Below are 12,624 nucleotides of genomic sequence, written 5' to 3' on the forward strand. Positions count from 1 at the left end.
TCCCTCCTAACGCGCTGATTTTGGATCCAATACATCACGGATTCCATCTCCAATTAAATTAAGTGCACCTGAAGATAAAAATAAAAATAAACCTGGAAAAACTGGATACCACCAATAAGTTAAAAGGTATGTCCATCCAATACTTATCATCGCACCCCACTCAGGCGTTGGGGGTTGTGCTCCTAATCCTAGGAACCCTAAAGTCGCAATTAATAAAATTGTATCCCCTACATCCAATGTCGCCTGAATAATAACAGGTGAGATTGCATTCGGAATAATATGCTTGATGATTATGAGTGCCTTATTTATTCCAAATGTTTCAGCAGATTTCACAAATAATTTTTCCTTTAGCAACATGGCTTCCCCGCGAGCAAGGCGAATATAAACAGGAATTTTTACGATAGCAATCGCAATCATCGCGTTTTGTAAATTCGGACCTAGTACTGCAGCTAACGCCATCGCTAATATTAAATTCGGAAAGGCTAAAATCATATCGACAAAACGCATTATGATCGTATCCACAATGCCACCGATATAACCTGAAATTGTACCGATTACAATGCCGATAGCAGCTGCTATGACAATGATTAATATTCCGACGCCTAGAGAAAGCCTAGCTCCATAAAGAATCCTTGTAAAAATATCCCTTCCTACTTCATCAGTACCAAACCAATGCTGAGAAGAGGGGGGCTGAAATTTATTGACTAAATCAATTTTATTAGGGTCAAAGGGAGAAAAAAGAGGAACTATTACTGAAAATAAAACAATTAATGCTAGAATGATTATTCCTACCCAAGTCATTTTATTTTGCTTTAATTTATACCAGATAGGGTTACTTTTTAGATTTTTAGAATAGTAGTTAATCTGCATAAAAATCCCCCTATTTTTTCATTTGTGGATTTAATAATCCATAAATAATATCTACAATTAAATTAATCAATACATAGCCAATACTAATAATAATCGTAAAGCCCATCATCGCTGGGAAATCTAAATAAGAAATTGAATCTACAACGAATTTCCCCATCCCAGGCCAACCAAAAATCGTCTCTGTTACAACTGCTCCTCCAAGTAGTGAACCAAAGGCTACACCAATGACAGTAACAGTAGGAATTAATGCATTTTTTAAGGCATAGGAGATGATTAATAAACGTCCCTTTATACCGTTTGCAATTGCTGTGCGAATATATTCCTGACTCATGACCTCAAGCATACTAGCTCGAACTTGTCTTGTGATGACAGCTAGTTGTGCATAGGACAAAACTAATGCAGGTAGGATAAGATGCTGTAAACTGCTTTTTAGTGCAACCATATCCCCAGTGAAAATACTATCTAAAATATAGAAGCCTGTAATATGTGTAGGAGGATTGATATCAAGTGCAATCCGTCCATTTGAAGGGAGCCATCCTAACTTCCCATAAAAAATTAAAATAACAATTAACCCGCTAAAAAATACTGGAATGGATACCCCACTAATCGAAAATACGCGACTTAGATTGTCCCAAATTGAGTTCTTTTTCAAGGCTGCAAGAATACCTAATGGAATTCCTAACACAATCGCAATTGCAAAGGCTGCAATAGCTAATTCAATGGTTGCTGGAAAAAATGTAATCAATTCATCTAATACTGGGCGTTGTGTACGTATGGAAGTACCTAAATCACCAGTTAATAAATCACCAATGTAGTGAAGATATTGGATCCAGACTGGCTGGTCTAGACCCAATTGTTGACGAATTGATTGTAAAGTTTCTTCACTTGCCCTTTGTCCAGCAATCAAACTTGCAGGGTCGCCAGGAATGACATGGGACATAAAGAATGTCACCAATGTCACCCCAAATACGACAAATAGTATAAGGCCTAATCTTTTAACAATCATTTGTATCATGGTTCGTCACTCCAGTTGTTTATTTAGACATTTCACTTAAGAAGTAGATACCTTCCAACATCGGATTATAAACAAAGCCTTTTACATCTTTACTCATAGGTAAAATAAAGTCTTTTTGATATAGAAGAATATATGGAGCTTCTTCCATAACGATATCTTGGATTTGCTTATAAATTTCTTGACGTGCAGATTGATCATTATTTGTAGCCGCTTCTTTTAACAAATTGTCTACTTCGCTATTTGTATAGAAAGCTCTGTTCCCTGCTAAACCGTGGTTAGCTGAATCGAACCAGTAATTCATGAAGGCATAAGGGTCACCAAAGTCTGGGCTCCACACACCTAATGCTAGATCGAATTCGCCTTTTTCCATCATTTCACGAGAAGTAGCATAAGCAACTTTATTTAAGTTTAATGTGACACCAATATCAGCTAAATTTGATTGAATTGCTAATGCCTCTGTTTCCCACCATGTTTTATTATCAGAGTATAATAATTCAAGTGTTAAATTTTCTACACCAGCTTCAGCTAATAATGCTTTTGCTTTTTCTACATCGTAATTATATTGATGTACACTTTCATCATGACCCCAAATACCATCAGGAATTGGTCCACGCATTTGTGTTGCATAACCTAGTTGGACTGCACTTACTAAGCTTTCATAATCCATAGCATAGTTTAATGCTTGACGAACTTTTTCGTCCTGTAATGCTGCATTGCCTTTACTTGTATTGATATAAATATAGTCTGCTAATAAACTTGGCTCTTGAATTAATGCGACATTTTCTAATCCTTTAACCGAATCAATTTGATCGACAGGAATTCCTTCTGCAATATCGATTTCGCCTTTTTCTAATTGCATACGTTGTACCGATGGATCGCCTACAATTCTAAATAAGATTGATTTAAGCGTTGGTTTTACCTTGGAATGTTCATTAATTTCAAGTTTTAATGAATCTCCTTTTTTCCACTCAGTTAACTTATATGGGCCACTTCCTAATGTATTTTCTGCTAAGTAATTTTGACCCAAATCACCATTTTCTTCGTGTTCCATTACTGTTGGGCTTACTATGTTTCCATAGTTTGCTGCTAATGTTGATAGGAATGGAGGGAAGTTTTCAGATAACACGAATACCACTGTCATCGGGTCATCTACTCGAATTTCAGATACCATGCTATATACGCCTGCAGGACCATTAGCAATTTTCAACGTTCTATCAAAGCTTGCTTTTACAGCTTCCGCATCAACAGGTGTACCATCAGAGAATACATGACCATCCTCTAAGGGGAATGTCCAAGTTTTACCGTCTTCGCTAACTTCCCATTTTTCTGCTAAGCCTGGTTTAATATTTGTTGTTGCACCGTCGTAGTCTACTAATCTTTCATATGAGTTGTAGATAATCTTCCAAGTACTATTGTCCATTGTTATAGCTGGATCTAATGAAGTAACATCTGCAGGGATGGCAATAACTAATTGATCTGGATTTGTTGCTGTTGTTTCTGTTTCGGTTGGAGTTGTTTTATCTGGTGTGGTTTCTGAAGATGTCGGAGCGTTTGCATTTTCTTTACATGCTGTGAGAAGTATTGCAGTAATAATCATTAATAATACATAGCTAAGCTTTTTTACCATTCAATTCTCTCCTTTAATATGAAGTTCAATGCCAAAATAGATTGGCCTATTTCTCGAATCTTCAGCCCAGCGAGCATTTCCATAATCAAAATGCCACCATTCCTCAGGATTCGTTCGAAAACCTACACTTTCCATTGACGTTCTTAGAAGACGGCGATTATCACGTATTTGTACTTCCTGAGCCGTCAACTGTTCTTTATGTTCAAAGTATAAGGTGTGTGCTTTTTCGGTAAATTCATCGAAGTCAGTCCCCATATTGAGCCAACCATGGCTATTTCCAATCGTTAAATCTACAGCCCCACCAGTGTAATGTGGTGATGGTTTAAGTGGGTTTTTCGATGGAGTTGCAACAAACTGTGATAGGTGCTGTAATAGTTCTTCTTCTGTGTCAAATTTCGTTTCAAATTGGCTTTTGATGGTTTCATATAATGCCCTTTGGGTTGCAAAGGAACGCCATCCATCTAAAATAACGAGGTAATGGTCGTTTGGAAGTTGATTAGCAACCTGCAACAATTTAGAAACTACTCCCTCTCGTAAATAGCAATCATTTATTGCCCCGGGAATCTGATGTTTAAAATAATAGGGAAATACTTTTATTTTTTCTGAAACTGTTGAAAGAGAAACTAATGGTTCTTCATTTTCGGTAATAACATTACCAACTTTTGGATATTCAGAATCCAATTGAGCACCTCCCCTTAACAACTTAATTGGTAATATAGAGATATAAAAAACTTCTATTTAAAAGCAAATTTCTAAACAAACAACTCTCTATTAATATAATTTTCTGAATATTTTTATTTTAATTGAAAGATTATTGGAAAGCAATGGAATTTTTACTATACACTAGATTAAAAGACTGACCCAAAATTGGATCAGCCTTTTTTTATTATAAGTAAAATTTCCAGGACCATAAGTATGCCAATATAGAAGCATATAAGATATTTGTCAAAAACATGTTAATGAGTGCTTCAGTAATCTACAAAAATATAGAACTGTGAAGGCCTATGCTTCTAAAGTATTTGATTTCGCAATAAAGCGAGACTATTTACAATCCAATCCAATAAAGTTAGTTGAAACACCTATACGGCATAAGCTACCTGGTGAAGAGGAAATTGAAAACTTTTATACACGTGAACAATTATTAACTTTTTTAAGTTGTTTAGAAAATGACTACAATTTTAAAGCTTATATTTTTTTTAGACTATTAGCATATAGTGGTATGCGTAAAGGAGAAGCTTTGGCTCTAACTTGGAGTGATATAAACTTCGAAGATAATGAAATCCGAATAAATAAAGCAATATCAAGAGGAAAAGATAGTTTGCTTTATGTGAAAACTACAAAAAATAAAAAAGCTCGTACAATAAAAATGGACACTTCTACAAGGAGATTCTAAAGGATTGGAAAATTAGACAAAATGAAAAATATACGGTATTAGGATACAGTACTTCAAACCCTAAGCAACTCGTTTTCAGCAACGAACATAATACATTTATTCAGCCCACAAAAACACGTAAGTGGATTGTTCAAATTCAGAAGAAATTCAACTTAGGTTAAATCACAACACACGGACTCCGTCATACTCACTGCAGCTTATTATTTGAAGCAGGTGCAACTATTCCTGAGTACAAGAACGCTTAGGTCACGATGATGTACAAACAACGATGAATATTTACACTCAAGTCACTAAAAAGGCTAAGGAAAATACAATTCAAAAATTCACTGATTACCTAGATAAACTTGAAGATGACACTGAATAAGAAATGCCAAAAAAAATACCATTGATTGATATTCAATGATATTGCATGATATAGACAAAATAAAAAACCCTTGATTTTCAAGGGTTTTAACACTGTTTGAAATCCTATGATTTCGTACTATGGAGACGGCGGGTGTTGTTTTTTTTAAATCCTTAGACCCTATAATATCAACGTTTATCAGACGTTTTTGACCATTAAAAAATTCTCTTACAAAGGAATTAATAAGGTTTACTAAAATTACTTACGGAGATATTTTAATTAAACTTATTCAAACCAACAACTCATTTAGCTTTCTAAATGCTCATAAAAACACCCCGTAAATGTTAGTTTGCATCTAACATTTACGGGGCAGTTCATTAATGGGGAAGAAAGTCTTTGTGTAGAATTTTTGTAAATAAATTATCTAATATTATAGTTCACCATTATATAGCTTCAGAAAACCAAGTGAGGAAGACGTATACACTGCTACTGCGTAAAGAGTAAGCATAAGCACGAGGAATAGCCAATCTTCCTTTGTGATTGTAAATTGTCGTAGAAAGGTTCGATTCCTTTCACCTGTAAAGCCTTTTGATTCCATCGCAGTGGCGGTTCTTTCAGCTTTTCGTATGGCACTTGCAAGAAGAGGAATAGCATAACGCTTATACTGACTCCATTTCCCTCTGATGGTAGTTGCCTGATGTACTCCTCGAATTCGGTGTGCTTCTCGGATTATTTTCAATTCGTCTTTCATCATGGGCAGAAACCTATACCCAGCTAGTACCCCATATGCAATTCTTGGCGACAATTTAAGTTGCTGTATCAAACTTAAAATAAAATGTACAATATTTGTCGTAAAAATAAAGAGTAATGATAAGGCAGCAACACTTAAAACGCGCACAGCCAATGCTAGTGCCACAATAAATGTTTCACGCGGAAATTCAAAAATCAAAATCGTTATCACTTGATCTGGGCTATCCGGTTGTTTCCCAAAAATCAACGTTGTCCAGAACATGCCAAATGAAAACAGGATAAAAGGCAGAAAATAAAGAAAATATTTTTTTAAATTCACTTTTGCACCAACAAACATTAGTAATAGCGTACTTAAAAGTAGAATAGTAGGGGTAACCGGATCGAACACCAACGCTAGCAGTACTACTAAAATTACTATTGTTAGAGCTTTCATCGTCGGATTAAGTTGATGTAAGAACATAATCATGATCTTCCTTTTCGCAAAGTCGTTGCATTTTCACTTGAATCGGTAGGTCGATTCCCCACTCACGCAGCACTTCAATAGGTTGTTGCCAAAGTTCATTAGGTGTACAATCTGCCACAACCATTCCTTTATACAACACGATTATTCGGTCTGCGTAAGTTTGAACGAGCTCCATGTCATGGGTAATCATCACAATTCCGCTTCCTGTTTGATACCGCTCATCTAACATAAGCATCATTTCATTGTTTGTCGTCGCATCTTGTCCGAAAGTTGGTTCATCTAAAATAAGCATTTTTTGTTCATCTACAATCATGGTGCCAATACTTAACCTTCTCTTTTGCCCTTGACTGAGTGTATAAGGATGCTCTTTTGAATAGGCGGTTAATCCGAAATGTTTAAGTATTCGACCCACACGCTGCTGTATTTCTATTTCATCTACACCCTTCATTTGAAGACTAAAGGCGATTTCATCGTAAACTGAATTCGTAATAAATTGATGTTCAGGATTTTGAAAGACGTAACCGATTTCCTTTCGAACCTCCTTTTCGCTCCAATTGTGGAACGCTTTACCATGCAGCAAGACAGTCCCATTTGTAGGTCTTTGAAGGCCTGAAAGAATCCTTGACAGAGTGGTTTTCCCACTGCCATTCGCCCCAACAATCGCAACAAATTCCTGTTCCTGAATGGTTATGGATATATTTTTCAGGATAGCTTGGTCGTTGACAGTAAAAGAAACATCATTACATTCTAAGAATACGTCTTGAGTTTCTCGTTCAATTTTTTCGACGTTTCGCTCCCATTGAGTGTTAGACCAAAGATGAGCTTCACGTGCGAACTCTTCTAACGTTAAGGGAATAACACGGGAATCAGGACCTACATACGGCAGAACCTGCTGGGCTATTTTGGGAAGCCAGATTCCCTCTTCTTCAATCTCCTTTTGATGTGAACGAATCGCCTGTCGCAATGATCCATCGTAAAAAACCGAACCCTTCTTATTTAACAATAGGCATCGATCGGCCAATTCGGTCCACTGATCTAGCTGGTGCTCGATAATAATCAACGAAAATCCAATTTCATTTTTCAACTGCTTAATTGTATGAATTAAATCCATTCTTGCGATTGGATCGAGATTGGCAGTAGGTTCATCTAAAATAAGCAGACTCGGCTTCATTGCAAGAATACATGCTATGGCAAGTTTTTGTTTCTGACCTCCCGATAAAGTTGAAATGGTGGATTGTTTAAAATTTTCCATATTCACTAGGTGTAAAGCATAGTCAATTCGCTTTTCTATCTCTTCCCGTGGTACAGATATGTTCTCCAAACCAAATGCAATCTCATCTTCCACAGACAACATACAAAATTGTGTTTCTGGGTCTTGGAAGACAACTCCTACATGACGGCTTAGCTCACCAGGTTTGTAGGAAGTTGTTAGTTTCCCATTAATCAGGATTTCTCCTGATATAGCCCCGTCCAACTCACGAGGGTAAAGTCCATTAAGGCAAAGCGTGAGCGTACTTTTTCCGCATCCACTTGGTCCAAGAACTAGAATGCTCTCACCTTGCTCTAACGAAAAAGAAATATCAGACAAAATATCTCTTTCTGTGAATTCAAACTGTAGCGAGAGATTTTGAACCTCAACAAGGGCTATCATGTAACTTCCCTCTTCCGAATCTCTTTACCGAGTGCGTAGCTTGAAAGCACACCCGTTTTTGCAAGTCCGTCGCTAATAATCTTTCCAAGAAGACCCGCAATTAAAGCGCCACTTATAACGCGTGCAACAAACATGGCGATTACATACCCTGTTTCGAGAGCTGCAAAACCACCCATAAAATATCCGTAGATAAAGCTTGTTACAGCAGATCCAACTCCCGCTAGCATAAGAACCCCTGTGGAATAGTTTCTATATCTTGTTGCTGCAAAGACTGCTTCTGCCCCAATCCCTTGAATCATACCAGCGATGATTAACATAGGACCAACCGCATTCCCAATCAACACCTCAATCATAGCTGCAATCGTTTCAGATAAGAAAGCAGCTCCTGGTTTCCTGATAATATAAGCAGCAATGATTGAAACGATAAACCAAATACCAAAAATTAAATCATAGCCAATTGGACCAAAGAAACCAACGAGCAACTTACCTACAGGCAGGAATGCCAAATAAACAACTGCGAAGACAACGGACAATGCAGAAAGCACCACTATTTCTTTAAAACGCCAATTATTCATGTTTGGTACCTCGGTGCGATGGACTATTTGCCGAGAAGCTCACCGTCATGACAGTGTGGCTTGAGCCAGCATTTACAACTTCCTCGAATACTGTTTGAAGTCCTTTACAAATTTTCGAAGCATCTCCATCTAGGCGTGTAGAATAATGTGCTGGTGTCACAGACGCATATTCCTTTATTGCTTCTATTTGTTGATAGATGACGTCCATATATGAACCATTTCCTAACGGGTATAGAGAGAACTTTGCTGCTATGTGTTGATTTATTTGCTCACACACGAGAGCATTGGCAGGTTGATCATCTTTGGCTAAATATACATCACCTTCTGAATCTCCTGGACAGCCAAGTGAATAGGTAGCTTGAAAAGCAATATGCTTTCCTGACTTCGCAGCATTTAGAAAAATGGCACTTGTGACATCAAAGACATGCACCACCTTCCCACGAACAGTTGTTGTAACATCATCTGTCTTCATCCATACCTTCGTTGTATCTACTTCCTTAAGTGCACTTGTGATGATGTCGATAAAATCATCACTCATTGGGTGCAAGGAAAAACTAGCGCCCGCAATTTTACTTGCTCCACAACTTTGATTTGTCATTTTACTTCCTCCTAATCTATTGATCTCTTGGTTATTGCTCAAAGACAACAAAAAACTGCATCCCAGAGGAATGCAGTTAGAGTTTATAGACATGAATGAAAATGATCTAACCGCACTTCCCCACGCTGGTATTATCCAGATCGGGTGCAAAGAGTCAGAACAAAACAGTTCTTCTCAGCCATTTACATAGCTCCCCTAGTGCTTATCTCGGTATGCAGTTTTCTATTTAGACCATAACAAAGGAATTTATGTTTGTAAAGGTATATTTTGAATTAATCCCCTCCTCAAAATATTATGCATTTTCAAACAATACTTTGGTACAGTTTTCTTTCTTTAACTGGCCTAAGAGTTTCGAGGGGTAGTTTCTTTCTATCTTTGTTTAGTTATCTTAAAATAAAAATACTGTAAATTTTAGCAATTCAGCCTATATTATTTCTATATTTCGCAACTTCTAAATTATCTATTTCAAACGTAGATAAAAAGGTGGATAGGATAGAAATAATATGAAAGCGGAGGAACAATATGAGGAAAATAGCAAAACGCTGCTTGCTGCAATTTTATTATTCATTATGACTACCCGAGAAATAGCTGAAGCGCATCCAGGTGGAACTGACGGTAATGGGGGCCATAAAGTCATTTATCCTGATGCGTTTGAGGAAATGGAAGAAACAGAAGAAACAACAGAGTAAGACACTCGTTTCTTTTATATCATGTTAATTTATTTTTCAATAGAATAGCTTTTTAATTAAAAGGAGAAAGAAAAAAATGAAAACAAGTTTCAAACTAGTAATCTTAGGATTATTAACGACGGCTTTTCTTGCAGCATGTGGGCAAGATACAAAAGATGTAGAAGTGAAGGAAGAAAGTCAACAAAGTGAAGATGTACAAAAAGAAGCTGCGGCTCTCCCTAAAGAAGAAAAAAAAGAGACTGAATCTAAACTTGGTTCTAGAACAAATCCTGTACCTTTCCAAAACTACTACAGTAGATGACGAGTTATATGCCAACCAAGGTAATCGCTACGCAATCAAATTTGATTTAACGGTAACAGAGGTTATTGGCGGTGATGAAGCCTACCAAAAATTATTGTCTATGAACCAATTCAATGAAGCTGCTCCCGAAGGATATGAATGGGTATTAGCATATACAAAAGTGAAATTTGTTGAGTCTGAAACAGCAGATTTATCCTTTTTTATCGACGGAACTATGAATTTTGAAATGGTAAGTGAGTCCGGAGATATTTATAGTGGTGATGTTTATGCGACAGCTGAACCAGATTTCAGCTTTGAAATGTACGTAGGTAACGAAAAAGAAGGTTACATTGCTAATTTAGTGAAAACAGGAGAAAAAGCACAACTTCGCTATGAAGAAATGTTGGGCGGACATGTTTTCTTTAATTTACAGTAATTTGAATTTCAAAAATAAAGAGCAACAAACAACACAATAGAGGTAAAACGCTTGGGTATTTTTGAACTTCCCCAAGCGTTTTTGTGTTCTAATTTATTGTTATCTTGCTGTTATTTTAGTTGTTAATTGATGTATTATCACTTTCTCGGAATTATTAATAAAAAAGCCTCCCTTTTAAACTAATTGGCAATAAAAAAGGGAGACATCACCAAAGTGACATTCTTTTTTTGCTTAATTGAGTTTAGATAACAAAAGAAAAACGCCAAAACCTCCGATATTAAGGTTCTTGGCATTTTATAAAACTATATATTTTCGTATATGGAGACGGCGGGAGTCGAACCGCCTTCTCTTATAAACATTAAAATAACAGCATTTATAAGAATTCAAGGCACTTTTTTATATTTGCTAAATGCCAAATTAAATGCCAAAGCAATTAAATTAGCGTTGTTGGGGGCAACTTTTTATCCTTTTTATATAATTATTAATAATTAATTTCCTAACATAGAGGAATATACTATGCAGAAAATTTTATTTCTTATAAATTCAAATCATCCAGTTAATGGTATAATACCATTTGAATTACCTTAAGGAAGGATGAGATATTTGAATTCTTATTTGAATCAGAGTAACAGTCTTAAACTTGTACAACAGTTCGGCCCTTCATTAGAAAAACGCATTAGGGACTTTTTAGGTTGGAATACAGGGAGACTAGCATATTACCAAGACTCTGAAAATACATATGACGTTCAAGTTGACGGTTATTTTGGAACTTCTAGCGATCCTACAGCATTTGTTTCGGTTACATATTGTTCACCAGATAAACCGGGTCATAGTAATGAAAACAAATTGCAACTAAAATTAGGTGAACTGATGCTTCTTAAAAGTAGATATCCTAGTATAAAAGGAATACTAGTTATCGGTGGAACACGGCAGGCATGGTTAGCATACGTACTAGAAGCCTTTGAATATTTTTTTGATGAAGTTATATATACTTGGGAACCTACATTTGAAGCTCGTATGTTAAATCTAAAAAATGGTGTTATAAGCATCCAAGGTCAACATAGTCAAGTATGGGAACAATTAAGTAAAGAATGGGCATCGATTACTCTTTCATATGATGAACCTATTGATTCATATTTACGAGAAAATGCTTGGAACTATATGAAGGATAACGGAGCAGAGGGTCTATTACCTGAAAATATTAAAAGTCCTATTATTCGTGAATGTATGTCTGTAGCCTATCAAACCTCTTTACGTTCAAGAAATAGAAATGGAAAAGAATGGACAAACTATTTAAACCAAGACTGGGATAAATTATGGGAATCTCGCTCTTATTTTAATCCAGGAGAAGCAGTGATTGAATTAATACTTAAAAACAGTGGATATGCATATCAAGGTGGTATTGCGAAAGATGTTACAGTACCCTCTTTAATTCACCATTTAGGCGGGGAAAATGTAGATAAAACGAAAGTCTCGGAGGACTTTATATTATTCTCTCAAAAACTTAATAGACCCATTTTTATTCAGTCTAAATCCACTGGCGGTGGACGTGATAGACATGGAAAAAACATTCAAAATCGAACTAAGGAACAAATTGCACGTAGCCTATTCTATCGTGGATATATTAAGGACAATTCTATATTCCTACGTGAAAAAGATTTTGTCTGGATCGGAGTATTAGATGGAGACTGGGGTGTTACGAAAAAAACTGCCCATAAATACATTCACATGTTACAATGGGCCGGATATGATAAATTAATTGCAGCTGACAGCCTTTCAACTGAAGCTTTAGATGTAGAATATACCAATCAATTAAGCAACTATTTAGATACCCTAGACTGTGTTAAAGACCCCTTAGTATTTAATGAACTTTGGAGTGCATGGTTACAAGAACGTATTTTCAGAAAATAATTGATTTGTTTATATAAAAAGAA

The 12,624-nt window shown here is 36.2% G+C and carries 13 protein-coding genes and 1 riboswitch; of the genes, 5 read left to right on the top strand and 8 right to left on the bottom strand.

The window, feature by feature from the left end:
* Positions 1-6: 6 nt before the first annotated feature.
* Genes ACFQU5_RS19735 through ACFQU5_RS19750 form a run of 4 tightly spaced genes read right to left on the bottom strand, consistent with a single transcriptional unit; the run spans position 7 to position 4,193 of the window.
* Entirely contained in the window at positions 7-870 is an 864-nt protein-coding gene (locus tag ACFQU5_RS19735) for an ABC transporter permease (protein WP_390291872.1), read from the bottom strand.
* 10 nt (positions 871-880) lie between these two features.
* Entirely contained in the window at positions 881-1,885 is a 1,005-nt protein-coding gene (locus ACFQU5_RS19740) for an ABC transporter permease (protein ID WP_390291874.1), read from the bottom strand.
* Between the two features lie 19 nt (positions 1,886-1,904).
* Positions 1,905-3,512, bottom strand: a complete 1,608-nt coding sequence (locus ACFQU5_RS19745) for an ABC transporter substrate-binding protein (RefSeq protein WP_390291876.1) — start codon at positions 3,510-3,512, stop codon at positions 1,905-1,907.
* The gene (locus ACFQU5_RS19750; protein ID WP_390291878.1) at positions 3,513-4,193 is read right to left on the bottom strand and encodes a M15 family metallopeptidase; all 681 of its coding nucleotides are present in this window, start codon (positions 4,191-4,193) and stop codon (positions 3,513-3,515) included.
* 313 nt (positions 4,194-4,506) lie between these two features.
* Between ACFQU5_RS19750 and ACFQU5_RS19755 the strand changes: the two genes are divergently transcribed.
* Positions 4,507-4,905 carry a site-specific integrase gene (locus ACFQU5_RS19755; protein WP_390291880.1) on the top strand — a complete coding sequence of 133 codons (399 nt, stop codon included), beginning with the start codon at positions 4,507-4,509 and terminating at the stop codon, positions 4,903-4,905.
* A gap of 773 nt (positions 4,906-5,678) precedes the next feature.
* Here the strand turns inward: ACFQU5_RS19755 and ACFQU5_RS19760 are convergent.
* From ACFQU5_RS19760 to ACFQU5_RS19775, 4 genes are read right to left on the bottom strand one after another with little or no spacing between them, the layout of a single operon-like run.
* On the bottom strand, positions 5,679-6,458 hold the full coding sequence (locus tag ACFQU5_RS19760) for an energy-coupling factor transporter transmembrane component T family protein (protein WP_390291882.1): 780 nt from the start codon (positions 6,456-6,458) through the stop codon (positions 5,679-5,681).
* Complete coding sequence (locus ACFQU5_RS19765) at positions 6,439-8,112, bottom strand: ABC transporter ATP-binding protein (protein ID WP_390291885.1); 1,674 nt, start codon at positions 8,110-8,112, stop codon at positions 6,439-6,441. The genes ACFQU5_RS19760 and ACFQU5_RS19765 overlap by 20 nt, the downstream gene beginning before the upstream one ends.
* Entirely contained in the window at positions 8,109-8,687 is a 579-nt protein-coding gene (locus ACFQU5_RS19770; protein WP_390291887.1) for an ECF transporter S component, read from the bottom strand. The genes ACFQU5_RS19765 and ACFQU5_RS19770 overlap by 4 nt, the downstream gene beginning before the upstream one ends.
* Positions 8,680-9,285 (bottom strand): YkoF family thiamine/hydroxymethylpyrimidine-binding protein, encoded by a 606-nt coding sequence (locus ACFQU5_RS19775; protein ID WP_390291889.1) that lies wholly within the window; start codon positions 9,283-9,285, stop codon positions 8,680-8,682. The genes ACFQU5_RS19770 and ACFQU5_RS19775 overlap by 8 nt, the downstream gene beginning before the upstream one ends.
* A gap of 100 nt (positions 9,286-9,385) precedes the next feature.
* Positions 9,386-9,492: riboswitch (TPP riboswitch) on the bottom strand.
* A gap of 296 nt (positions 9,493-9,788) precedes the next feature.
* Here ACFQU5_RS19775 and ACFQU5_RS19780 point away from each other — a divergent pair.
* From ACFQU5_RS19780 to ACFQU5_RS19795, 4 genes are all read left to right on the top strand, one after another.
* On the top strand, positions 9,789-9,974 hold the full coding sequence (locus ACFQU5_RS19780; RefSeq protein ID WP_390291891.1) for a hypothetical protein: 186 nt from the start codon (positions 9,789-9,791) through the stop codon (positions 9,972-9,974).
* Positions 9,975-10,050: 76 nt separating this feature from the next.
* Positions 10,051-10,275, top strand: coding sequence for a hypothetical protein (locus tag ACFQU5_RS19785; RefSeq protein ID WP_390291893.1), 225 nt, complete (start codon positions 10,051-10,053; stop codon positions 10,273-10,275).
* On the top strand, positions 10,226-10,690 hold the full coding sequence (locus ACFQU5_RS19790; RefSeq protein ID WP_390291895.1) for a hypothetical protein: 465 nt from the start codon (positions 10,226-10,228) through the stop codon (positions 10,688-10,690). The genes ACFQU5_RS19785 and ACFQU5_RS19790 overlap by 50 nt, the downstream gene beginning before the upstream one ends.
* A 603-nt stretch (positions 10,691-11,293) precedes the next feature.
* The gene (locus tag ACFQU5_RS19795) at positions 11,294-12,601 is read left to right on the top strand and encodes a glycoside hydrolase family 18 protein (protein WP_390291897.1); all 1,308 of its coding nucleotides are present in this window, start codon (positions 11,294-11,296) and stop codon (positions 12,599-12,601) included.
* Positions 12,602-12,624: the final 23 nt, after the last annotated feature.

The sequence above is a fragment of the Ureibacillus sp. GCM10028918 genome, from assembly GCF_042666115.1.
Classification (GTDB): domain Bacteria; phylum Bacillota; class Bacilli; order Bacillales_A; family Planococcaceae; genus Ureibacillus.